This window comes from Gordonia pseudamarae (assembly GCF_025273675.1).
Taxonomy (GTDB): Bacteria; Actinomycetota; Actinomycetes; order Mycobacteriales; family Mycobacteriaceae; genus Gordonia; species Gordonia pseudamarae.
The window spans coordinates 3,104,580-3,128,806 of the sequence record NZ_CP045809.1; the positions used below are offsets into that span (position 1 = coordinate 3,104,580).

Sequence of the window (24,227 nt, forward strand, 5' to 3'; positions counted from 1 at the left end):
CTCCGATCAGGCGGTCAGTTCCGCGAAGAGCGCCTCGTTGAACTCGAACGCGCGCACGGCCTCGTCAAGCAGGCGACCGTGGGCGGCCTCGTCGATGGGCAGGCCGTCGAGTGCGTCGCGGTAGCCGTCCTTGTAGCGCTTGAGCTTGTCAATACCGTCGAAGGCGTAGAAGGTCAGCGCGTCCTTGTCGATGCCGTAGTGCGAGATCATCCGGCTTTTGATCACCTGACCGCCGCTGAGATCACCGAGGTAGCGCGTGTAGTGGTGTGCCACGTATCGCGCGGGATCAGCGCGGGTGGCGTCGATCGCCGCGACGTAGCGGGTGACCGCCGGGAGCGGTTCCACCGTGCTGATGTCCACACCGAGCACGTCGAGATCGGCGGCCAGGCGCGGCAGCCGGCGCAGGCGCTCGTCGAAGATGGGTGCGACGACGGGTTTGGTGTCGTCAGCGGCGTTGAGATCGTCACCCACCTCTTCGAGCGCACGGTAGACGAAGTACAGCTGGGCCGCGAGGGTGCTGTAGGCCCGCACGTCGAGGCGGCCGGCCATGAGGTCGTCAATGAAATCGGAGCGCTCGGCGCGTTCGTGCGCCGTCGCGGTCGCATCGCGCAGGCTCGTGGAGATGGATGGCCGTTCGCCCAGGGAAACAGTGCTCATGATGTGACAAGAAATACCAGGCACCGGCGTCTCCCGAAACCCCGGGGCCCGAACTGAACGGAACCTCACAGGCCGGTGCCCGGTGTCAGGTGCCCCGCCGTCGGGAATATCCCCCACCCCGGGTGCCCGGATATCAGGCCGCGACGAGCTTCACCACGATGGCCCGATGGTCGGAGCCCTTCACGAAGTGCGTGCGCACCGAGGTCGCCACGAAACCCTTGATGACGACATGGTCGATGGCCACGACCGGCCGGTTCCCGAGTCGGCCGTTGGTGGGATAGGTCGGCAGGAAGCCGGACCCGGATTGTTCGCCGGCGTCGGCGAACCCATGGCGCAGGAATCCGCGGAAGCGCGCCTGATCCCAGGTGGCGTTGTAGTCACCGGCCGCGATGACCGGCCCGTCGCCGAGCTCGTGCAGGTAGGCCTTGATGGTGTCGGTGTCGTGTACCCAGTCCCGGCCGTCGCCGGTGGGTGCGGCGGGATGGATCGCCAATACCCGGGTGGCGCGAGCGCCGGGCAGGTCGGTGACCCCGCGCAGATTCTTGAACGCGGTGTCATCGATGATGTCGCGGTCGCGCAGCGGAGTGCGGCTCAGCAGCGCCGACCCGGCCGCGGCGGCGAACGGGACTACCTCGGACTGTTCGAACGGCAGGCGCTGCGCCAGGCCGCTGACCCGCGCCTTGTCGAGCCATTCGGTGGTGACCTCCTGCAGCGACAGGATGTCGGCGCCGCTGTCGCGGACCAGCTTTTCCACCGCGCTCAGGTCGCCGTTGCCCTTGAGCAGGTTGACCGAGACCACGGTGATGGTCGGTCCGTCGGGGGCATCGGTGCCCACGAAGAGCGGAACCTGGGTCTGGACGAGTACCGCCGCGACGACGGCGGCCACACCGGTGGCGATCCACTGCTTGAGTCCGGCGAAGATCACGATCGAGACGACGGCGGTGCCGAGGAAGAACGGCACCCCGCTGGTGAGCGCGATCAGCGTCGGCCGCGTGAACGGCACATAGTGCAGCAGGATCGCGAACAGGGTGGCCGCGACCATCACCGCACCCGCGACGAGCACCGCGACGCGTAGCCCGCGCCACAGCACCCCCCGGGCGTCGTCAGGCACCGAACACCTTGCGGACGACGACCTTTGCCCGGCGGGTGACCCGCAGGTAGTGCTCCAGGAACTCGGCCCCCTCATCCTCGGCCCAGCCTGCCGCGAACGCGATCTGCCGTAGTTGCTGGCCGGGTCCGGGCAGCTGGTCGACGGGCTTTCCGCGCACCAGGACCAGCGCGTTGCGTGCCTTGGTCGCGGTCAGCCACGCCTCCTTGAGCATGGCGACATCGTTTTCGGCCAGCAGTTCGACCGCACCGATGACATCAAGCGATTCGAGTGTGGAGGTGTTGTGCAGGGCCGGGTAGCGGTGCGCGTACTTGAGCTGCAGCAGCTGCACGGTCCATTCGACGTCGGCGAGTCCGCCGCGGCCGAGTTTGGTGTGTGTCATCGGGTCGGCGCCCCGCGGCAGCCGTTCGGAATCGACACGCGCCTTGATGCGCCTGATCTCCTTGACCGCGTCACCGGACACCCCGCCCTCGGGGTAGCGGATGCGGTCGGCCATGTGCAGGAAGGCGATACCGAGCTCGTCGTCGCCGGCCACCTGGTGGGCGCGCAGCAGCGCCTGGATCTCCCAGGGCTGGGCCCACTGTTCGTAGTAGGCGGCATAGGAGGCCAGGGTGCGCACGATCGGGCCGTTGCGTCCCTCCGGGCGCAACCCGGTGTCCACCTCCAGCGGTGGGTCCTGGCTGGGCGAGCCGAGCATGGTGCGCACGTTCTCGGCGATGGTCCGGGCCCATTTGACGGCGGTCTCCTCGTCGACGCCCGGGTCGGGATCGCAGACGAACAGGACGTCGGCGTCGGAGCCGTAGCCCAGCTCACCCCCGCCGAGCCGGCCCATTCCGATGACGGCCATCCGGGCGGGCGCCGGTGTGCCCGATTGGCGGACGGATTCGTCGATGACGACGGTGAGCGCGGCGTTGAGCACCGCAGCCCATACCGAGGACAGCGCACGGCACACCTGCGGCACGTCCATCATGCCCAGGATGTCGGCGGAGGCGACACGGGCCAGTTCGGCGCGCCGGTGCGAGCGCGCGACGGCCACCGCGCGTTTGAGGTCGGCCTGGCGCACCGTGGAGGCGATCAGCCCCTTCGCCACGTCCTCGGGTTGCTGTTCACACAGTTTGGGTCCGTCCGAGCCGTCTGAGTACAGGCGGATCGTCTCGGGTGAGCGCATCAGCAGGTTGGCGATGTACTCGGAGGTGCCGAGCAGCTTCATGAGCCGCTCGGCGACCACGCCGTCGTCGCGCAGCAGTCGCAGGAACCAGTCCTGGTCGACGAGTTCGTCGCACAGTTTGCGGTAGTTGAGCAGACCGGCATCGGGGTCGGGGGTACGGCCGATCAGTTCGAGCAGCTGAGGCAGGATCAACAGCTGGATCTGCCCGCGGCGGCCCGCCCCAGAGGCGAGCGCCCTGATGTGACTGAGCGCCCGGTCGGGTTTGGCGTATCCCAGCGCGGCCAGTCGCCGCTGCGCCGCGGTGCTGCTCAGGGTCAGTTCGTCGGCGTTGAAGTGGATGACCGATTCGAGCAGCGGACGGTAGAACAGCTTCTCGTGCAGCCGGCGGATCCGCAGGCTCTGGTGCCGGATCTCGGCCCGCAGCACGTCGGTCGGGGTTTTGTCGCCTTCACGGCGGATGTGCGCCGCCCGGGCGAGCCAGCGCATGTTGGCGTCGTCGTCGAATTCGGGCAGCAGATGCGTGCGGCTCAGCTTCTGCAACTGCAACCGGTGTTCGAGCAGCCGCAGGAACTGGTACGACGCATTCAGGTTGGCGCCGTCGTCGCGTCCGACGTAGCCGCCGGCGGTGAGTGCGGCGAGCGCGTCGACGGTGGCCTGCACACGCAGGCTCTCGTCGACGCGTCCGTGCACCATCTGCAGCAGTTGCACCGCGAACTCCACATCGCGCAGGCTGCCCCTGCCCAGTTTGAGGTTGCGGTCGCGCAGTTCTTCGGGGACGAGGAATTCCACGCGTCGACGCATCGCCTGCACTTCGGGGACGAAGTCGTCGCGTTCGGCGGCCTGCCACACCATCGGGTTGACGGCCTCGTAGTATTCGCGGGCCAGTTCCATGTCGCCGGTCATCGGCCGGGCCTTGAGCAGCGCCTGGAACTCCCAGGTCTTGGCCCAGCGCTTGTAGTAGGCCAGATGCGATTCGAGGGTCCGGGTGAGTGCGCCGGCCTTGCCCTCGGGCCGCAGCGCGGCATCGACCTCGAAAAACGCGAGCGTACCCACCCGCATCATCTCACCGGCCACCCGCGCGGTCTTGCCGTCGGCGGGTTCGCTGACGAACACGACGTCGACGTCACTGACGTAGTTGAGCTCGCGGGCACCACATTTGCCCATCGCGATCACCGCCAGGCGCACCGTGATCGGCTTGTCGCCGAACACCTCCCGGTGGGCGACGGCCAGGGCCGCGGTCAGCGCGGCGTCGGCAAGGTCGGCGAGGTAGGCGCCCACCTGCGGGAACCACATGACCGGTTCGTCCTCGACGGTCGAGGCGACGTCGTGCGCGGCGAGTTCGAGCAGCAGACTGCGGTAGGCGGTACGCAGCGCGACAACAGCTTTGGGACCGGTGATGGCGGACCGGTAGACCAGGTTGCCCTTCTCCAACTCGCCGGGTTCGGGTTCGGCGCCGACCGACGCCAGCATCTGCCGGAACAGTTCGTCGCGGTCGGGCAGATCCGCCGACAGGAGCCGGCGCCAGCTCGACGTCTCCGCCACCAGATGGTCACCGATCGCATCGGAGGACCCGAGAACACCGAACAACCGGCCGCGGAACCCCTTGTCGGTGCGCAGTTCGGCATCGATATCGGCCCATTCGGCGCCGGCCGCGTCCTGCAGCCGGATCAACGCCCGCAATGCCAGGTCGGCGTCGGGGGCCCGGGACAACGACCACAAGACATCGACCGACTTCTCGTTGCTCCACCCCAGCATCGCGAGGTTGGCCGCCGCGGAACTGTCGAGCAGCCCGAGACGTCCGGCGCTGGGCACACTGCCACGTCCGTACAAGGTACTCACACCCAAAACCGTAGCCGGTCCCCCCAACCCGTTGCGATCTGGTTACACGCAGTCACCGCACCAGGCCGTCCCCGAGACGACCACATGTTTATCCACCGACAATTACAGCGGCAGGTAGTTGCGGAGCTCGAACGGGGTGACGTGGCTGCGATAGTTGTTCCACTCGGTCCACTTGTTGCGCAGGAAGTAGTCGAAGACGTGTTCGCCGAGGGTTTCAGCGACGAGTTCGGACTCCTCCATCGCGACCAGCGCCTCCGCGAGGCTGCCGGGGAGCTCCTTGTAACCCATCGCGCGTCGTTCGGCGGGGGTCAGCGCCCACACATCGTCCTCGGCTTCGTCGGGTAGTTCGTAGTCCTCGGTGACGCCCTTGAGGCCGGCCGCCAGGAGTACGGAGAAGGCCAGGTAGGGATTGCAGGCCGAATCGACGCTGCGGATCTCGACGCGCCGCGAGGACACCTTGTTGGGCGTGTACAGCGGCAGCCGGACGAGGGCGGACCGGTTGGCGCGTCCCCAGCTGGCGGCGGTGGGCGCCTCACCGCCGTGGATGAGGCGCTTGTAGCTGTTGACCCACTGGTTGGTGACGGCGCTGATCTCGTTGGCATGGTGCAGGATGCCCGCGATGAACTTCTTGCCGGTGTCCGAGAGCTGCATCGGATCGTCGGGGTTGTGGAAGGCGTTGGTGTCGCCTTCGAACAGGCTCATGTGGGTGTGCATGGCCGAGCCGGGATGTTCGCTGAACGGTTTGGGCATGAAGGTGGCGGTGCTGCCTTCGGAGATGGCCACTTCCTTGATGACGTAGCGGAAGGTCATCACGTTGTCGGCCATGGAGAGGGCGTCGGCGTACCGGAGGTCGATCTCCTGCTGGCCGGGCGCGCCCTCGTGGTGGGAGAACTCGACGGAGATGCCCATCGACTCCAATGCCTCGATGGCATGCCGGCGAAAGTGCGGTGCGGCGTCGTGCACGGCCTGGTCGAAGTAGCCACCGCGGTCGGCGGGGGTCGGCGGTGTGCCGTCCAGGGGCGCGTCCTTGAGGAGGAAGAACTCGATCTCGGGGTGGACGTAGCAGCTGAAGCCGAGGTCGGCGGCGCGGTTGAGTCCACGGCGCAGGACGTGGCGGGAGTCGGCCCAGCTGGGCGTGCCGTCGGGCATGGCCACGTCGCAGAACATGCGGGCCGAATGGTGGCGACCGTTGGAGGTGGTCCAGGGCAGGATCTGAAAACTGGACGGGTCGGGTTTGAGGACGGTGTCCGCTTCGGAGACGCGCGAGAACCCTTCGATGGCGGAGCCGTCGAAGCCGATGCCCTCGGTGAAGGCACCCTCAAGTTCGGCGGGGGCGATCGCCACTGACTTCAGATATCCGAGGACGTCGGTGAACCACAATCGAACGAATCGGATGTCACGCTCTTCGAGGGTCCGGAGCACGAATTCCTTTTGGCGATCCATGCCATCGGACACTAGGAGTCACCTGTTAAATCCGTGTTACATTCACAATTCCGATGCGATAACCTGCAACTTTGCTAAAGAGATCTCACCATATAGGACAACTTCGCCATGCCCGTCTCACCGGTGCGAAGCGTCGGTGTGAGACACCGCAGGGCGCCGGATCAACCGGTTCGCAATGGCGTTTCGCCCCACGGGCGGGTGTCTCGCGGCGTGATCGCGCGGTCGGCGCGCAGGTCTACGGCCACGCAGGAACCGGGCCGGTGATGTGAGTAAAACCACAGCTCCGACGGGTGTGAACGAGCGTTCGGCAGGTGGACAATACGTGGTGTCCTACCCGCCCGGGTACCTGCTCGACGCAGGACTCGAGGAACGAAATGAGACAGCGATGTCCGAAACCTCGGTTTACGGTGCCACCCCCACCGATTCGGCCAAGCCCCGTCGCGCGATGCGCGTACACCACCTCGCGCAGATGAAGGCCGACGGCGAGAAGTGGTCGATGCTCACCGCCTACGACTATTCCACCGCCCGCATTTTCGATGAGGCAGGCATTCCGGTGTTGCTCGTCGGCGACTCGGCCGCCAACGTCGTCTACGGCTACGACACCACCATCCCCGTCACGCTCGACGAGATGATCCCACTGATCCGCGGCGTCGTACGCGGCGCCCCGCACGCCCTGGTCGTCGCCGACCTCACCTTCGGCAGCTATGAGGCGGGCCCGCGGCAGGCCCTCGAATCGGCCACGCGCGTCTTCAAGGAGACCGGCGCGCATGCGGTGAAGATCGAAGGCGGCGAACGCGTCGCCGATCAGATCGCCACGCTCACCGCCGCCGGAATTCCCGTCGTCGCACACATCGGGTTCACCCCGCAGTCCGTCAACGGCCTCGGCGGCTTCCGCGTCCAGGGCCGTGGCGACGCCGGTGATCAGCTCATCGCCGACGCCATCGCAGTCCAGGAGGCCGGCGCGATCGCCGTCGTCATGGAGATGGTTCCCGCCGACCTCGCCGGCCAGATCACCCGCAAACTCACCATCCCCACCGTCGGGATCGGCGCGGGCAACGAGACCGACGCCCAGGTCCTCGTCTGGCAGGACATGGCCGGTTTCACCCACGGCAAGACCGCCAAGTTCGTCAAACGCTTCGCCGATGTCGGCGGCGACCTGCGCAAGGCCGCCGAACAGTACGCCGACGAGGTCCGCCGGGGCGCCTTCCCCGGCCCCGAACACTCCTACTGAGTTCCAGTCCCCAAACCTTGCTGTTTGCTCCGAAATCCGACAGCAAACAGCAAGGTTTGCTGTCGGTCGCGGCCAACCGCACGACGTGCACCGGCGGCAACGATGTGATCGACGCCGCCGGTGCCGCTCGCCCGGCCCGCACAAGGGGGGTCGACGAGTGTTCACCTACGATTCCGAACTCGCACCGGCGGCAACCACTGCCGGGATTCACGTGGTCGCACCCGCATAGCCGCCGGCGCACCGCCGCACGAACCTGGCAACCGTTTCCCGCACCTGCTCGGGCAAGAGGTCACCGTCGCCGAACAGCATTCCTACTAGCCGTCCCGTCAGCAGGTCGACGAGATCGGCGGCGTCGGCCTGGGGTGAATCACTGCCCAAGGACCGGAACAGCCCGGCGGCCAATTCGACCGAGAACAGGCAGCGCATCAGCGACTGTCGCAGCTCCCGGTGTTCACGCACCTCGCCGAGCAGCGCGAACACCGCGAGTGCCTGATCGCGCCGGCCGTCGGCGAGATGCCCCAACTGCCCGGCGATCAGCTCCGCCGCCCCCTCCACCGTGACCGGTTCCTCCGCCTGCGACCGCGCATCCTCGAATGCCGCACGTGAGTGATGCCGGATCCGTTCGACGACGGCTTCGACCAACGCCTGCCGGGTCCGGAAGTAGTACGACGTCGAACCCGCGGCCAGCCCGGCGTGCCGGTCGACGGCCTGATGGGTCAGCACCCTCGCGCCACCGTCGGCCAGAACCGCGATCGCATGGTCGGTGATGAGCGGGCGCCTGTCCCCCGGTCGTGGCATCGCACCCTCCTCGTCTCAACTGCCATCGTTCCATTACTCTACAAATATAGAGTAATGGAGGTGGTGTCATGCATCGACGCCGACGATTCCGCGGTTCTCCGGTCACATCATTGGCCGCCCGGACCGCACCTCGGTTCCGCGATGCCCTCGCCCACGCGGGCATCGGCTTCGACGACGCCCAGCGCCACGCCATTGACCGCCTCAGCGGGCCGACCGACTGCGGCTACTATCTGCACGGCACCACCGGTCGCGGCAAAACCGCGCTCGCCACCCTGTATTTCGACGCGATCCCGACGCAACACAAGACTCGCGTCCACTTCCACGATTTCCTGGCCGGGGTCCAGTCACATATCGCGCACTCGGGGCGATCGCATTCCGAGGCGATACGATCGGTCATCGGACCAACGGACGCCGTCTTCTTCGACGAGTTTCATGTCCATGATGTCGCCGACGCGATCTACCTGACCGAGATGCTCGGCAACCTGTGCAACGGCCGCACGCTGGTGATCGCGACCAGCAACTACTCCCCCGCCGATCTCATGCCGAACCCGTTGTTCCACAGTCGCTTCGCCCCGGCCATCACCATCATCACCGGGTCGATGACCGTGGTCGACATCGCCGGCGGACCCGACTATCGCACGCTCGCGGGACCTCCGGAACGTGGGTTCGGTTCCGGCTCCTGGATCTGCGGTCCGCCGGAGAACACCGGCACCCCGGCGACACCGGTACCGCTGTGCGCCGGCGGGATCAAGCTGATGGCGCTGCGAGTGACCGGCCGGGCAGCACACCTCACCTTCGCCGAACTCTGCGAACGTCCGGTGGGATCGCACCAATACCTCTGGCTCGCAGACTCTTTCGAGTCCATCACCATCACCGGGGTGCCCGACCTCGCCTCGGCCGAACGGGACCCGCTGATGCGGTTGGCCAACCTCGTCGACATCCTGCATGACCGCAACATCCGGCTCGACGTCCACTCTGCGGGACCACCCGGCCGCATTCTGGACGCCCCGGCCCCACCGCCCGACGTCGCACGAACGCTCAGCAGGCTCGGTTCGCTACGCACCCCGACCCCCGGCGCCGGACGAACCCGCGCCGCGCCGGGCGCGGGCGGCGGTACTACCTGATGCGTTGCGCCGCGTAACGGGCGGCCGCCACGCTCACCGGTCCCGGCCCGTACAGCACGTGCAGCGCGTTGGGCTGACCGACCTTGGTGCCGTTGCAGATGGTGTCGCCGGGGATGCAGTACCGGTAGGTCTTGCCCCGGTACGCGGTGCCGACGCGCAGCGGCGGAGTGCCGATGTCACGCATCCACCGGTCCGACGGAGCACCGAGCAGCACCACCGCCGCGACGTGTCCGGCCACGGATGTGGGCAGCACCGGTGGCAGTCCGGTCAGCTCGCGTTCGTACCTCGCGGGCAGCCGCACCGGTGTCGACGACGTCGCGTAGGTGGTGATCACCGCCCCCTGCGAGTAGCCGCCGAGCACGATCTTCGTCCTGGGGCATGCCGAGGCGATCCGCTCCATCCGCCGCTGGATCATGTTGATGCCGTCGATCGCGGTCTGCGCCACGTACCGCCGGTCACTGAACCGGGCGCTGGCCTTGTAGGGCACTCCCCAGACGTTCACACTCCTGCCCGGCAGCAGCCGGCGCAGTTCAGTACTGAACGCGAGCCCGGTCAGTCCGACGGGCGGCGCCGTCTCGGCGGTTCCGCGGGCGAATATCACCTCGACGTCGGGACAGCGGGCCGCGTCCGCGCGTCCCTGACCGGCGATCACACCCATCGACAACACGGTCACCCAACACAACAGCACCACAGTCAGCCGTTTGGTCACCTGGCGATCGTATCGCCGGATCGCCGCCGATACGACTGTGAACATGCCTCGGCGTCTCCCACCGCACCCGTGATCTCAAGGGCCTCGGGCTCGGCCGTCACACCGTCTCGCTCTCCACGGCCGGTTCGCGCGGGGCGTCCACCCGGCCGCCGGTCGCCACGGCGGCGGTGAACACGATCACCAGCACGAAGCAGGCCAGCGTGTACGGCACGTTCGCGGCGAGCCGCTCGTCCACCGAACCCGACAGCAGGCCGGGAAGTTCCGAAGCCCACAGGACGGCGAAGACCACGCAGTACGCAACCGCCGCGGCAACCGCGTAAGGGCGTGCGGTGTCATCCTCGGAATGCCCGCCCTCACCGGGTCCCGCGCCGGCGGACCGATTGCGCCGCCATTCGGTGGGCAGCACGCTCAACGCGACGGCCGCGAAGACGGCCACCAACGCCATCATGACCACAGTCTGCGCGGTGGTGTCGGGGTCGCCACCGATCATGCCCGCGACGATTCCCGGGATCCCGGCGATCAGCACGACGACCGTCGTCAGCACACCACTGAGCACCACACCCCCGAGCACGCCGAGCCCCCCGCGCGCCGGCCGGTCGGTGACGAGCGTGCGGACCAGGTAGGTGAGCGCGGCCGGACCGACGGTGGCGAACATGAACACACTCGACACCGGCGCCGATCCGATCACCGCCGCGATGTTCTTCTCATCGGGATTCCACGCCCACCACCTCAGCTGCGGGCCGAGCTGGTCGAAGATCTCGTAGAAACAGTGGTGCACGAAACCGACGCAGACCGCGCCGATGAGCACACCCCGCCTGCGGAACACCCCGAGACTGCGCACCGACTCATAGCTGAGCACCGCCATCGCCGGGTACAGGCAGAGTATGTAGAGCGGCATCCGGTCGAACATGAACTCGACGGTGAACACGTTGTGCACGAACGCTGTTTTCAGGTGATCGGCGATACCGAACTGCGCGGGGAAGTACACCGGCGGCTCCATCACCAGCAGGTAGACCACCGAGCCGAGCCATAGCGCGGAAGGCGTCACATCGCCGGCCCGCCACCGCCGGACGGCGTGCACCGCGGCGGCGATCGCCAACGACACCAACAGCGCCTCGACGACAGGCAGCGTCCAGTTCTCGAGCCCGAGCGGGTTGCGCACATTCACCAGCGGTTGCACGTCGGCACAGGAGAATCCGAGTTCGTCGGCCATCGCGGCGAAGTCGTCGGGACAGGGACCGGCCATCTAGGCATCCCCACGGCGGTCGGCCGCCGCGTCGGACGCGCCGTACCAGTGCGCGACGTCGCCGCCGCGCCGGTAGCGTTCGAACCAGATGTCGGCGAAATCGGGCAGCGGCTCTGTGGCCGGATCGTGAAACGGGGTCTGGCTCAGCATGATCCGAAATCCGCTGACGAGTTTCTCCCGCCATGGCACCTCGCCGAGCGCCGGGAGCACCGGCGCGGTCTTGGGCGTGACGCCGGGAATCCGCGACAGCAGCGCGGTCCGCATACTCAGCGCCGGTTTGATGTCGTGCGCGTCCATCCCGCGTTCGGCGAAGGGTACGTGTTCGTTCATTCCGTCGGCGACGATCCGCGCGGCGGCCAGCAGATGCCGCAGCACCGACGGCAGCACCCGCACCCGGTACCAGTCACTGTCGACGACGGCGCCATAGATGACCAGTGCCGAACTGCGATGCTCCACCTCTTCCACGAAGTGCCACAACAGAAGTGAGGACACCCTGTCGTCACCGGGGCGGAACAGCACGTCCTCGTTGTCCAGTAGCAGTTTGAAGAAGGGGGTGAACGTCGCCTCCAGGTCGGCAATGTAGGCCAGGCGGTACTCGAGCGAGCGGGTCTCGGTGATCTCGTCGAAGGAGGCGATCACGGCGTCGAAGGTCTGCTCCAGACCCGGATAGTGCCGCACCAGCGCCTTGAGGTGCCGACGGTGGCACGCCGAATGCTGCGCCTCCTGCCGGAGAAAGTCCTTGGCCTCCTGCGCCGCCCCCTCGTCGTCGATGAGCGGGATGGCCTCGCGGACCGCGGCGACGATCATCTTCTCGAACGCCACCGCGTACACCGACACGACGTTCATGAACGTGGAGAAGGCGACATTGCGCGGATTCCATACGAACGGCAGGTCGTCGCCGAAGTCGAACGGAATCCTGCGTACTTCCAGCGCCGTCATCGACCGCCCCCTGCTTGTGATTCAGAACACCTACAGCGACGAGATTGACACTTGCAGTCTTAGTTGTCAATCATGCTCGGTCAATCACACCCGGTCGATAAGGGTCGGCCCCGTCACCGAGCCCCATGGCCGGGACCAGCACCCGGCGTAGGTATCCGCGCAGCCCGTCCTCGCTGCGGCCCGACGGGCCCTCGAAGGTCATCAGCGAAACCACGAAACGCAAAAAGGTCTCGGTCATCTCATCCAGGTCGCCGGCACGGTCGGGGCGATGTTCCAGCACCGGCTCGAGGTAGCCACGCGCCATGGCCAGCGCCTCCGGCGCCAGCAGCCGGCGCCGGGCGTCCGGCTGTTCCAGGACGGTGATCATCGGGGAGATGGCGGGGTTGGCGGTGAACTCGCGGACCACCGACAGACACAACTCGACGACGAAATCGCCGGCGGTGCCGGCCGCGCGGGCCAGGGCGACCAGACGATCGCCTGCGTCGGTGACCGCCCGTTCCAGTGCGATCTCGACAATCTCCTCCTTGGTGGAGAAGTAGTTGTACACCGTCTGCCGTGACACCCTGGCCTCGCGCGCTATGACGGTCAGCGAGATCCGTTCCAGACCGTGCGAGGCGAGCGAGCGAACGGCGGCCTCGATGATCTGCGAACGCGGATCCTCCGGCTGTCCCCGGCCGCCCCAGGCGGCGCGCCGCGGCGCACCGCGAGTCTCAAAGGTCACGCTCATCCTTTCGCCGCCGGTGATCCGGTCGGGCGCGAACCGTCCGGTGCGCACCCGCACCGCCCACGGTATGACATACCGGACAATGCTGGGGAGCCCGACCGGCCGATCCGTGCGGCAAGCGATCGTCTGCCCGCCACCGTCGGCGCCGCCGTCGCCGGTCCGAAACTGTGTCGTCCGACCGGACGCACCCTGCGGCAGGGCCCTTTCGGATTCGGACAGATGCGGTAACGTTCACCTGCGAATTCGGGTACACCCCCACTCCCCGCCAACCACGCACAGATGAGACTGATCATGCGCGACTTCTACCCTACGATCGAACCCTACGACTCCGGGCTCCTCGATGTCGGCGATGGTCAGCTCATGTACTGGGAGACCTCGGGATCGCCCGAGGGCAAACCGGTCGTCTTCGTGCACGGCGGGCCGGGCGGCGGCACGGGCCCCGACCAGCGCCGCTTCTTCAACCCCGACCGGTACCGGATAGTGCTGTTCGATCAACGCGGCTGCGGACAGTCCCGTCCACACATCGCCGACGGGGCCGATCTGTCGGTCAACACCACCGACCACCTGATCGCCGATATGGAAGCCCTGCGTGCGCATCTGGGCATCGAACGGTGGCAGGTGTTCGGCGGGTCATGGGGTTCGACGCTGGGGCTGGCCTATGCCCAGACATATCCCGAACGGGTCACCGAACTGGTGTTGCGCGGCATTTTCCTGCTGCGCCGCAGCGAGATCGACTGGTACTACAACGGCGGCGCCGCCAACATCTACCCCGACCGGTGGGAGGAGTACCTGGCGCCCGTCCCGGAGGCCGAACGCGACGGCGACCTGGTGGCCGCCTATCACCGGCTGCTGACCTCCGACGACCGCGAGCTGGCGCGGCGGGCGGCGTCGGCGTGGACGGCATGGGAGCAGTCAACCAGTCACCTTCTCCCCCAATCTGATTCCGGCGCCGATGGGTCCCGGTTCGATCTCGCGTTCGCGACCATCGAGAACCACTACTTCACCCACGGCGGATTCCTCACCGACGGACAGCTGCTGGCCGACATCGACCGCATCAGCCACATCCCCGGCGTCATCGTGCAGGGCCGCTACGACGTGGTGTGCCCGGCGCGCAGCGCGTGGGATCTGCACCGGGCGTGGCCGGCGGCGCAACTGTACATCGTCGACGACGCCGGGCACGCCTCCTACGAACCAGGCATCAAACACCAGCTCATCGAGGCCACCGACCGGTTCGCCGACCGCTGACCATCGGTCGGCGCTTGCCCGGGACGCCACCCCGCACCGGTTAGAATCGGACAACGTGGCCGGTTCGCGGTCGCGCCACACAATCCCACTCTCCGTCGCCGGCGGTGGGGTCAGCACAAAGGAGTCGCGGTGGCAGCATCCGAACAGATCGAAGTCGAACTCAAGTTTGATGTGGACGCGAGTACCGACGCCCCCGACCTCCGAGTCCTGCCGGGTGTGGTCGGCGCCCGCGAACCCGAGACCTTCCAGCTCGACGCCACCTACTTCGACACCGAGAACCTCGACCTGGCGAGCAACAAGATCACCATGCGGCGACGCACCGGCGGCCACGATTCGGGTTGGCATCTCAAGCGTCCCACCGCGATCGCCGGAGCCCGCCGCGAACTCCAGGTCGGCTTCGACGAGGCTCCCGACGAGGTGACCCCACCCACCGCGCTCACCGATCCGGTGCGTGTGCTCATCCGCAGCCGACCGCTGATCCCGGTGGCCGTGATCTCCACACAGCGCACCGTCACCACGCTGCTCGGTGCGGGCGACGAGCCGATCGCCGAACTCGCCGCCGATCTGGTCACCGCCCAGTCGCTGCTTCCCGGCGGGCACAGCAGCCAGTGGGCGGAGTGGGAGTTCGAGTTGCTCGGCGACACCGGGAACAATCGTCTCCTCAAGGCCGCGTCGCGGATGCTGACCCGCGCCGGTGGCCGCGAGCCGTCGAGCGCCTCGAAGCTGGCCCGGGCCATCGGCGCCACCCCGGCGGTGTCCAACACGGTGCCCGGACTCGGAAAGAACCCGACCGCACTGGACCTGGTGCTCACCGACCTGGCAACCCACCGCAACGCGCTCCTCGCGTGGGACCCGCAGGTGCGGGTCGACGCCTACGACGCGGTACACCAGATGCGGGTGTCCTCGCGGCGGCTGCGCAGTGTGCTCACCGGATTCAAGGGTGTGCTCGACGACGAGAAGACCACCCACCTCGACGGCGAACTCCGGTTGCTGGCCCGCATTCTCGGCGACGCCCGCGACAGCGAGGTGCAGATCGACATCGACATCTCACTGCTGGAGGGTGAGGACGTGTCCGACGCGCTGCGGGCGGCACTGGTCGGTCAGGAGGAGATCGGTCACGAGCGGGCCCTGCGCGTGGCGCACGCGGCGATGAACTCCGACCGCTATTTCGCATTGCTCGACGACATCGACGAACTGATCGCCGATCCGCCCACCGGCCCGCTCGCCGAGGCGACCGCCGAGGCGGCCGCCGACAAGTCGATCGGCCGCAGCCGCAAGCGGATCCGGCAGGAACAGAACCGGCTGGCCGCCCTGCCCGAAGGCTCGGACGAGTGGCTCGAACAGTTGCATGTGGTGCGCAAGAAGGCCAAACGGCTGCGCTACCGGGTCGACGCGGTCGCACCGCTGGGCAAGAAGCACCATCATCGGGCGGGCAAGGTGGCCAAGGTGATCCAGACGGCGCTCGGCGATGTCAACGACGCGCTCATCAACCGGCAGCGCATCGCCGAGTTGGTGGCCCAGGCCCAGTCGGGCGAACTCCGGCTCGAGCCGAGGGATCTGTTCGTTCTCGGCCGCGTCGACACCCGGCAGGCCGCGGCGATGCAGCGCGCCATCGGCACCTACAGCTCGGTCCTCAAGGATTTGTGACGGGACGCAACCGCACCTGACGCCGCACCGGGTCAGCCGCCGACAGTTCGACGTCCAGGCGGCGGCCGGGCTCGGGTTCGCCGTCGCACGGCGCGATGACGGCCGGGGTGTCGATGTACACCTCGGCCGGCCTCTTTCCGTTCGCCGCCCGGATGGTGACCGCCGAGAAGCGTTGCCCGATCAGGCCTTCCAGAACTATCGACTCGGCCAGGTCGACACTGGCCCGGTCCGCCGCCGAATTCAGCGAGTCCGCGGACCGCAACGCCTTCGGCAGCGACGGCAGCGCGCGATCCACCCAATCCGGCACCGGTTTTCCCGCGGTCACCGACAGACACACCTCGGTGGCGAACCTGTCGCCGAGACGGCGCAGCGGGGCGGTGACGTGTGCGTACTGTCCGGCGATCGCCGCGTGCCGGGTGTCCTCGTCGGTGACCGGCTCGTCACGTATCGCGTCGATCAGCACACCGTCGGCGCTGCGGCCGAGCACCAGATAGTCCGCACCCCGCATCAGTGAGGTCGCCGCGTTCATCAGCGCCGGCGTCGACGGCTCGTCGGCGGCCAGGCCGGCGAGGAACCGGCCGGGCGAGTGGCCGTCCGGCCAGGGCACACCGAGCGCCGCCGCGGTGGCCCGGAGCGTGCCGACCGCCTCCGGTGTGCCCGGAGGCAGGGTGCGCAGCAGCCCGGCGCCGGCATCGGCCATGATCCTTCCCGCACACATTCCCGTGAGCAGCGACAACTGCGAGTTCCAGCCGTCGGCGGGGGTACGCGGGGCCAGCTGCACCGACCAGCCGCCGTCCCCGCGCACCACCTCCTGGTCGGGCAGGTTGAGGTCGACGGCCCCGCGGTCGAGTGCCACCCGGGCGCGGAGTTCGCCGAAGTCGGGTAACGCCGCGATCGACGGGTGCAGCCGCCCGGCGCAGGCGTCGGCGTACACACCGGCGTAGGTGAGCTTGGCCACCGACCGCACCGTGGCGCGGCGCACCCGCACCTGCACCGGCTCCCCCGCCGCCGACACCCGGATGGTCCACAGCACACACGGCCGGATCTGCTCGGGGAGCAGCGATCCGGCGCCTTCGGACAGGTCCCGCGGATGCAGCGGAACCGATCCGTCCGGAAAGTACACGGTGGTGCCGCGCCGCCTGCTTTCCGCATCGAGCGCGCCTTCTGGTTCGATGAGCGCGGCGACATCGGCGATGGCGTAGTCGATGACGAAGTCATCGCCGTCCCGGGCGATGTGCACGGCCTGGTCGAGGTCCATCGACGTCGGCGGGTCGATGGTCACCACCGGCAGATCGGTGCGGTCCTCACGCTCCCCCGCATGCCGGTCGACGGCGCCCCGCGCCTCGGCGAGCGCGTCGTCGCCGTAGTCCTCGACCACCCCGAGTTCGGTGCGGATGGCGTCGAAGTCGATGTCGGGTGCCCAGAAACGACGATGCATAATCACCGACCTTAGTGCCCCCGGCCGTCGATCCGGCCGATCCGCGGATCGGGCAGGTCGTCCCAGGCCCGGATGGCAAAAGGCGCCGGCCGGACGTGACGCAGTTCGATCAACCTCGGCGCGATGCCGAGCATCGCCTTGCAGACCCGGCTGAAATGCGGACCGTCGTAGAACCCGGCGCCCGTGGCGGCGTCGGTGCATCCGCTGCCCGCCGCGATGAGATCTATCGCCAGCCGCAGTCGTTCCCACTGCACGATCTGGGAATAGCTCACGCCCAGGCCGGTGGCCAGCATACGGCGCACCGAGGGCGCCGACCGGTGGAATTCCGCGGCGACCTCGGACAGTTGCAGCGCTGTGGTCGGGCTGTCACTGATGCGCCGCCCGATCCACAGCACCATCTCGTCGGCCACCGAATCGGCGGCGACGTCCACCGACCGCGCCGCGCCGAGCGCCGGGCGCTCTCCGGCACGAGGATCGTCGTGGCGCTCGATCCATTCGCCGATCCGGCGCCCGGCGGCGGTGTGCGGTGCGACGTAGGTGACCGTCGCACGGCCGTACGAGAGCAATTGGTGCGGCACACCGGAGCCGATCACGACACCTGTCACCCCGGTCAGCGCGTCCTCACCCCGATGCAGGTCGATCCCCTGCGGGCAGTCGATCAACTGGATGGCGTAGTGCCGATGGGGCGCGGTCGGCGTGAAGGTGCCGCGATAGACCACGGCGCTCGCACCGAAGTCGAAGTAGTCGCCGCTGAAGCGCTGTGCCTCGGACATCGACCCCCGTTCACCGGTGCCGTGCCGTCCACGGCCACGCAGACACCTCACCGCCGTCAGCTCTCGTGCGACAGCCGCATCCGACCGTACACACCGTCGAGCAGCCGTGGCCGGTACCAGACGGCCTCCCCGCAGATCCGCATCACCGCGGGCAGCAGAAACAGCCGCACCACGAACGCGTCGACCAGCACCGCCACGGCCAGTCCGAGCCCGAGCATCTTGAGGTAGGTGAGCCCCGAGGTGGCCATCGCCGCGAGCACCACCGAGATCAGGATCGCCGCCGCACCGATGACCCGGCGGGTCACGGCGATGCCGACCCGGACCGATTCGTCGGCCGACCGGCCGGACTCGTGTTCTTCGGCGATCCGGGCCATGATGAACATCTGGTAGTCCATCGACAGCCCGTAGGCGATGCAGAACAACAGGATCGGCGCGGAGACGTTGATCGCGCCGAAGGCGGTGAACCCGCCGAGGAGTCCGGCAAAGTTCCCGTCCTGGAAGATGTGCACGAGCAGCCCGAACGTGGCGCCCAGCGACAGCACCGACAGTACGACGCCGAGCAGCGGCAGCACGAGTGAACCGGTGAGCAGGAACAGCAGCACCGCGGTGACCAGGACGATCGCGGTGATCGCATACGGAAGACGCGAGCGCAGCCCGTCGGTGGTGTCGACAACCTCGGCGGTGGGTCCGCCGACCAGGCCGCCGGACCCGGCGACTTCTTCCCGGACCCGCCGCAGCAGCGCGCCCGCCTCCGGTGATCCCGGGTCGACGGTGAGATCGACCCGCATCCACTCCGCGCCGTCCGGCGATACGAAGGTGTGTCGATGCCGCGCGTCGGCGGGCGTGAGCCGTACCGGACCGTCGCCGGACCGGCGCGCGGTGCCGCCACTCCACGCGACGGCGGCCACGTGGTCGAGCGAGGCGATCCGCTCGGCGGCTTCGGCCGATCTCCGGGCGCCCGGGGCCCGATCGAACACCACATCCATCGAACCCTGCCCCACCTCCGGAAAATCGGTTCGGATCTGTTCGGCCGCAACGCGGGCGGGCTCGCCCGGTGGCAGCTCCCGGTAGTCGCTCAGGATGAAGTGCGCACCGAGGAACGGCGCCGCCACCGCCACCAGGGCAGCGGTCACCACGATTGCCGTCGCCCACGACCGCGTGATCGACGGCGATCCCGACGCGGTCTCCGGTTCGCGTTCGACACTGGCCCAGCGGCTCCACGTGTACCGCCGGGTCGCGCGATCACCGAGCAGTACCAGCAATCTGGGCACGATGCAGATGGTCACCGCCATGACCGCGGTGACGGTGAGAATGCCGGAGTAGGCCAGCGACGGCAGGAAGTATCCGGGGAACACCAGCAGCGCGGCCATCGCGATCACCACGGTCATCCCGGAGAAGACGATGGTGCGCCCGGAGGTCCGCACGGCCAGCGCACGGGCGGCCTCGGGTGAGAGCCCGCGTTGTCTGCCCTCGCGCCAGCGGACGACCAGGAACAGGCTGTAGTCGATGGCCAGACCGAAGCCGATGGCGGTGGCCAGGTTGAGCGCGAACGTCGACACATCGGTGATCCGGGTGAGCAGGTTGAGGCCGAGCATGGCGATGGCCACCGCGATGCCGCCGGCGAGCAGCGGTATGACGGCGGCCCAGAACGATCCGAAGACGGCGAGCAGGATGAGCGCGACGATCGGCGCGGCGAACAGTTCGGCGCGTACGAGGCTGTCCTCGGCGAGTACGTCGATGGATCCGTCGATCACCCCGTCGCCGGTCGCGGCGACCCGCACGCCGGCACGGTCACCGATGTCGCGAACGGTATCGGCGATGTCGGCGACGTCGTGCGTGGGCAGGCCCGGTGTCAGGCTCACCAAGGCCAGACTGCTGCCCACCGGGCCGTCGGCCGGTACGGCGTGGACCTCGCGTACGCCGGTCACCGATCGCACGTCGTCGAGAACGCCGCCGACCGCGTCGGCGCCCGATCGCCCCGGCGTCAGGACCAGCACGATATCGGGCCGTGCCGACGGGAAATGCTCCGTCAATTGCGCCGCCGCGCGCACCGATTCGGCGGAATCGGCCGTCATCCCGTCGGTGAGCAACCGGGTTTGGGTGGAGGGCAGCAAGACGATGCCGGCGACTGCGAGCATGATCGCTACCGCGACCGTGGCGAGGTAGCCCCGACGGACAGTTGTGGTCTTCTTCAGCACCGTTCCATCGTTGGCGAGAGCTACCGCTCAGTACTTGTACGAAGAGATCAAGTCGGTGGGAACGCCGTCATGCGCTGCCTCGGCACCGGTCAGCTGTCGGGATCATGCCGGGCCGGCGGTATGAGACGTCGGTGTGCGCTGCTCAATGCCGCCTGGGTCTTGGCCTTTGCCGCAAACGCGGCGAGCGAGGCGCGGTCTCGCCCGGACGGTGCGATGTCGAGCAATTCGGCGGCACGCGGATGCAGCATGGCCCGGATCGCGGCGGTCGGCACCTTCCGCGGATACCAGGTATTCGGATTGAGTACCTGTTCGCGCAACTGTGCGGCCTCCGGGCTCAGCCGGAGCTCGCGCGCACAGTAATCCTCGAGGTAGTCCTGGAATTCGCCGTACGTTGCCGGTACCGCCCGGTCGGAGATGTCGTACTTGCCGTACCACAGACAGCACTGCCGATAGAGTTCCTCTTTCTCCCCGGCGCTGAGCCGATGGTGGAAATGCTCGATCGAGAAGAACAGTGCGTCGACGTAGGTGGCGTGCTGAAAATGGAACAGTTCCGGATTCAGCGCATGATAGCGGGCTCCCGACGAGTCCTTGCCCTTGACGTGCACGTGGGCACTGCGCATCACCGACCGCAGATCCCGGTTGCTGTAGGCGATGTACACCATTTGACCCACCGAGCGCTGCTTGTGCGCCCACAAACCGCCGTGCACATGCTGGACCAGGCCGGCCGCATTGCCCGGGTGCAGGATCTGCAGCGCGAGGGCCCGCGGCAGCGCGTACGTGAATCGCTTGTCCCCCAGATAGTGGTAGATCATCGGCATCGCCACCCGGCGCACGCTGTCGCCGGATAGCCGCTCCTGTTCGGCGAGTGGCACCGTCGGCGCACCGGACCGGTCGTGGCTCGTCAACGCGGCACCGGCATCGCGGCCGACGACGGTGCGCGCCGTTCGGAAGCCAGCTCCTCTACCGCGACAAGAACGTCCACCGGCGGCGTGACATTTCCGGGAAGGTAGGAGTTGAGTCGGGTACGTGAGGTGCCAAGCCGGTCGGCTACCTCTGCCTGAGTCTTCCGGGTACCCGCGAAAGCCATGCGCAATCGGTCGAGGGCACGTTCGGATGCGGACTTCTGTGCCTCGGCGAGCATTGCGTCGAGCAGGATGGCGGTCGACCGTGATTCGTCGGTGTCCTCCACCTCGTTGTACACCTCCACCGGATCGGGGTTCACCCAAGCTACGGTAACAAGTTCGGCCCAGTCGCGGGCATACCCCCGGTCGATCACGGCGCTGACTGATCAGATGACGCGGTACGGACAGGTCTTGCCGGTGATCACCGGGAACACCATCACCGGAAGCGGTCTGCGAGCCCGGCGGCGATCGCGGTCGAGTGCGGTACTGAAGCCGATCATGAGTTCCGTGGGAGCGTTCCTTCACGAACGTCGCGTGGGGCGGTAGATGAGTTCGGCGATGCCGCCGTCGAATGTGGTGCTGCCGAGCAGTTCGAGGTCGAAGTCTGCGGCACCGGCGAAAATCGGTTCGGAGCCGGTGGTTCCGGAGATCACCGGAAAGACGGTCAACTGAACGATGTCGACCAGACCGGCGGCCATCAGGGCACGGTTCAATCGGAGACTGCCATGAGACCGCAATGACACGCTCGACTGCTCCTTCAATCGCGCGACGGCGTCGACCACATCACCCGCGACGAGCGTCGCGTCGGGCCAGTCGAGCGGGCCGGTGAGAGTGGTTGATAACACCGTTGTCGGCAGAAACTTCATCGCGGCGTTCACCGGGTCATCGCCCGCCGATTCCGGGGTGATGCCACCCAGGTACCGCTGAAACGATCGGAAAGTGTTGGCGCCAAGCACAAGTCGGACACTCTCGCGGTACTGGGCCAGGCGGTGGTCCAGGAACTCCTGGGTCTGCTTACCCCAGTACCCGCCCCAGTCGCCGTCCTCGTTGTACGAGCCGAATCCGTCGACGGTGCAGAACGCGTCGAAAGTATAGGTGGCCATGGTTGTCTCGTCCTCGATCAGTTGTCCGCGCGCAACGTGTAAGTGTGCATCACATTTCCGGCGGCCGTGGGGACGGCGTCCACCAGGGCGAGGCGGGTCGTCGGCACCGAATCGTCGAAGAGCTGCCGTCCGACGCCCGCGACCACCGGATGAGTGGTGAGGGTCAGCGTGTCCACGACGCCGCCGAGGAACAGCAACCGCACGGTGTCGATGCCGCCCGCTACCGAGATTCCGCCATCACCTTGTGCGCGGAGCGCCTTCACATAGTCGATCGGATCACCGTCGATGGCGACACTGTTCCACGGCACTTCGCCGGTCAGTGTGCGCGATAGGACGTGCTTGCGGACGGGGTTGATCCAGGCGCCGAACGGGTCGTCGGCGCAGGGCCAGTATTCACGCCATTCGTCCCAGAGTTTGCGGCCGATGATCACGTCGGTGACGTCGCCGATCGCTGCGCCCATTGCCTGGCCTTCTTCGGCTCCGAAGCAGTCGAACTGCCACTGGTCGGGGCTTTCGACCACACCGTTGATCGAGTGAAAGAGGTGGGCGCTCACTGTGCGTGCCATGAGAGTTCCTTGTCGTCGGGAGCGGGTCAGTTACCCGTCTCATAGATGTAGACGACGCGGCACCGCACATCTGATCGGTGACGGGCGGGAATTATTCTTCGACGACGCTCTCGGGTAGCCCGAACTGGTCGAACACCTCGATGCCCATGAAATGGGTGATGCCGGTGATCGCGTCGTCGGAGGTGTCGAGCACGTGGATCGCGAACGGTAACCAGAGCCCGGTCCCGTTGTCGTGGTAGACGGCGACAGCGGGCTGACCATTGGCGGCGGTGACGATGGTGCGTGAGTTTCGGCACACCTGGCCCGGTCCGCGCCACCACCTTTCGATGTTGTCGATGCCGTGCAGCCATAGTTCGAACGGCGGCATGGAGAAGGTGGCGTCCTCGGCGAGCAGTTCGACCAGACGGTCTACGTCGTACGCCCGGAAGGCGGCGACGTACGCGGTCAGCAGTTCCTGGTCACGGCGGCGCTGGGCCGGGTCCCGGGCACTGACCGGGCGGGTGCCGCCGGATGCGTCGGACCCGGATGCGTCGGATAACGTCTTGCGGGCGCGAGCCAAGGCCGAATTCACCGAAGCAACGGAAAATCCGAGCAGCTTCGCACTTTCTTGGGCCGACCACCCAAGCACATCCCGCAGAATAAGAACGACCCGCTGGCGTGGTGGCAGCACCTGCAGCGCGGTGATGAAAGCCAATCGGATCGACTCGCCGACGATGGTCGCATCGGCCGGGTCGGTGGTGAGCGCGGCGTCGGCGATCGGTCCCACCCAGGTGGCTTCGGGCAGGGTCGTGAGGGCCGTCGGATCGTCGGGGATGGCGCCGGGTCCCGACAGATCCATCGGCAGTGTCCGCCGCTGCGGGGCCTTGGCCATGTCCAGGCAGATGTTGGTGGCGATGCGGTACAGCCAGGTCCGCAGCGACGATTCGTCACGGAACTCATCGGCGTGCTGCCAGGCCCGAGTCAACGTTTCCTGTACCGCGTCCTCGGCTTCGGCGTATGAGGCGAAATACCGGTAGCAGTACCCGATCAACTCCGTTCGGAACCGGTCAGCCTGCAATTCGTCAACCACCGTCATGGTTACCAGTCTTACATCCGCGCCGCAGCACCGCCCCGGGCTCGCCCGCCGATAATGGTGTCGTGCGGGTCCACGTGATCCCCGAGGCCGAAGCGACGAGCGAGCGAGGGGCACGAGGGTCCGGCGAGAAGCCATGCCCACCAGAGCAGCTCGCAACCACCTGGCTCACACTCAGCCGAACAGCGCCGTTGCCATCCGACGCCTGAGTTCTCGCGTCCCGATATACGTCCCGCGTATCGGATATCGCGACAACCACTACGCGGGACACAGTTCTGAACGCGGGACACGAATCCT

General features: G+C 67.5%; 21 protein-coding genes. 4 read left to right on the forward strand and 17 right to left on the reverse strand.

The window, feature by feature from the left end; translation table 11 throughout:
* Positions 1-6: 6 nt before the first annotated feature.
* The 4 genes from GII31_RS13625 to glnA form a co-directional block, all read right to left on the reverse strand.
* Complete coding sequence (locus GII31_RS13625) at positions 7-657, reverse strand: biliverdin-producing heme oxygenase (RefSeq protein ID WP_213243855.1); 651 nt, start codon at positions 655-657, stop codon at positions 7-9.
* A gap of 133 nt (positions 658-790) precedes the next feature.
* Positions 791-1,768 carry an endonuclease/exonuclease/phosphatase family protein gene (locus GII31_RS13630; protein ID WP_246221872.1) on the reverse strand — a complete coding sequence of 326 codons (978 nt, stop codon included), beginning with the start codon at positions 1,766-1,768 and terminating at the stop codon, positions 791-793.
* Entirely contained in the window at positions 1,761-4,763 is a 3,003-nt protein-coding gene (locus GII31_RS13635; RefSeq protein ID WP_407649979.1) for a bifunctional [glutamine synthetase] adenylyltransferase/[glutamine synthetase]-adenylyl-L-tyrosine phosphorylase, read from the reverse strand. The genes GII31_RS13630 and GII31_RS13635 overlap by 8 nt, the downstream gene beginning before the upstream one ends.
* A gap of 111 nt (positions 4,764-4,874) precedes the next feature.
* A complete protein-coding gene (gene glnA, locus GII31_RS13640; protein ID WP_213243866.1) occupies positions 4,875-6,215 on the reverse strand; it encodes a type I glutamate--ammonia ligase in 1,341 nt (446 codons plus the stop codon).
* A 385-nt stretch (positions 6,216-6,600) separates the two neighbouring features.
* Between glnA and panB the strand changes: the two genes are divergently transcribed.
* Positions 6,601-7,446 (forward strand): 3-methyl-2-oxobutanoate hydroxymethyltransferase, encoded by an 846-nt coding sequence (panB, locus tag GII31_RS13645; RefSeq protein WP_213243868.1) that lies wholly within the window; start codon positions 6,601-6,603, stop codon positions 7,444-7,446.
* 207 nt (positions 7,447-7,653) lie between these two features.
* Here the strand turns inward: panB and GII31_RS13650 are convergent, their stop codons facing one another.
* Positions 7,654-8,244, reverse strand: coding sequence for a TetR/AcrR family transcriptional regulator (locus GII31_RS13650; RefSeq protein WP_213243869.1), 591 nt, complete (start codon positions 8,242-8,244; stop codon positions 7,654-7,656).
* A gap of 68 nt (positions 8,245-8,312) precedes the next feature.
* Here GII31_RS13650 and zapE point away from each other — a divergent pair, with 68 nt between their 5' ends.
* Positions 8,313-9,368, forward strand: coding sequence for a cell division protein ZapE (gene zapE / locus GII31_RS13655; RefSeq protein ID WP_213243871.1), 1,056 nt, complete (start codon positions 8,313-8,315; stop codon positions 9,366-9,368).
* Here the strand turns inward: zapE and GII31_RS13660 are convergent.
* The 4 genes from GII31_RS13660 to GII31_RS13675 all read right to left on the reverse strand — a co-directional run bounded on the left by GII31_RS13660 (position 9,361) and on the right by GII31_RS13675 (position 12,983).
* Entirely contained in the window at positions 9,361-10,077 is a 717-nt protein-coding gene (locus tag GII31_RS13660) for a cutinase family protein (RefSeq protein ID WP_213243873.1), read from the reverse strand. The genes zapE and GII31_RS13660 overlap by 8 nt on opposite strands.
* A 97-nt stretch (positions 10,078-10,174) precedes the next feature.
* A complete protein-coding gene (locus tag GII31_RS13665; protein WP_213243875.1) occupies positions 10,175-11,323 on the reverse strand; it encodes a hypothetical protein in 1,149 nt (382 codons plus the stop codon).
* Positions 11,324-12,262 (reverse strand): metal-dependent hydrolase, encoded by a 939-nt coding sequence (locus GII31_RS13670; protein WP_213243877.1) that lies wholly within the window; start codon positions 12,260-12,262, stop codon positions 11,324-11,326.
* A 70-nt stretch (positions 12,263-12,332) separates the two neighbouring features.
* Entirely contained in the window at positions 12,333-12,983 is a 651-nt protein-coding gene (locus tag GII31_RS13675) for a TetR/AcrR family transcriptional regulator (protein ID WP_213243879.1), read from the reverse strand.
* A 294-nt stretch (positions 12,984-13,277) separates the two neighbouring features.
* On the opposite strand from GII31_RS13675, the gene pip reads away from it, so the two are divergent.
* Both pip and GII31_RS13685 read left to right on the forward strand, forming a co-directional pair.
* Entirely contained in the window at positions 13,278-14,231 is a 954-nt protein-coding gene (gene pip / locus GII31_RS13680) for a prolyl aminopeptidase (RefSeq protein WP_213250389.1), read from the forward strand.
* A 129-nt stretch (positions 14,232-14,360) separates the two neighbouring features.
* A complete protein-coding gene (locus GII31_RS13685; protein ID WP_213243881.1) occupies positions 14,361-15,878 on the forward strand; it encodes a CYTH and CHAD domain-containing protein in 1,518 nt (505 codons plus the stop codon).
* On the opposite strand, the gene GII31_RS13690 is transcribed toward GII31_RS13685, so the two are convergent.
* From GII31_RS13690 to GII31_RS13725, 8 genes are all read right to left on the reverse strand, one after another.
* Positions 15,865-17,316 carry an RNB domain-containing ribonuclease gene (locus tag GII31_RS13690; RefSeq protein ID WP_213243883.1) on the reverse strand — a complete coding sequence of 484 codons (1,452 nt, stop codon included), beginning with the start codon at positions 17,314-17,316 and terminating at the stop codon, positions 15,865-15,867. The two genes, GII31_RS13685 and GII31_RS13690, sit on opposite strands and share 14 nt — an antisense overlap.
* A gap of 11 nt (positions 17,317-17,327) precedes the next feature.
* Entirely contained in the window at positions 17,328-18,089 is a 762-nt protein-coding gene (locus GII31_RS13695) for an AraC family transcriptional regulator (RefSeq protein WP_213243885.1), read from the reverse strand.
* A gap of 56 nt (positions 18,090-18,145) precedes the next feature.
* Positions 18,146-20,287: an MMPL family transporter gene (locus tag GII31_RS13700; protein ID WP_213243887.1), complete on the reverse strand. Its 2,142-nt coding sequence runs from the start codon at positions 20,285-20,287 to the stop codon at positions 18,146-18,148.
* 89 nt (positions 20,288-20,376) lie between these two features.
* Positions 20,377-21,192, reverse strand: coding sequence for an oxygenase MpaB family protein (locus GII31_RS13705; RefSeq protein ID WP_246221873.1), 816 nt, complete (start codon positions 21,190-21,192; stop codon positions 20,377-20,379).
* Positions 21,189-21,509, reverse strand: a complete 321-nt coding sequence (locus GII31_RS13710) for a helix-turn-helix domain-containing protein (RefSeq protein ID WP_213243889.1) — start codon at positions 21,507-21,509, stop codon at positions 21,189-21,191. Before GII31_RS13710 ends, GII31_RS13705 begins: the two co-directional genes overlap by 4 nt.
* Positions 21,510-21,710: 201 nt before the next feature.
* A complete protein-coding gene (locus GII31_RS13715) occupies positions 21,711-22,292 on the reverse strand; it encodes a dihydrofolate reductase family protein (RefSeq protein WP_213243891.1) in 582 nt (193 codons plus the stop codon).
* Between the two features lie 17 nt (positions 22,293-22,309).
* Complete coding sequence (locus GII31_RS13720; RefSeq protein WP_213243893.1) at positions 22,310-22,858, reverse strand: dihydrofolate reductase family protein; 549 nt, start codon at positions 22,856-22,858, stop codon at positions 22,310-22,312.
* A gap of 91 nt (positions 22,859-22,949) precedes the next feature.
* Positions 22,950-23,933 carry a sigma-70 family RNA polymerase sigma factor gene (locus GII31_RS13725; protein WP_213243895.1) on the reverse strand — a complete coding sequence of 328 codons (984 nt, stop codon included), beginning with the start codon at positions 23,931-23,933 and terminating at the stop codon, positions 22,950-22,952.
* Between the last annotated feature and the right edge of the window lie 294 nt (positions 23,934-24,227).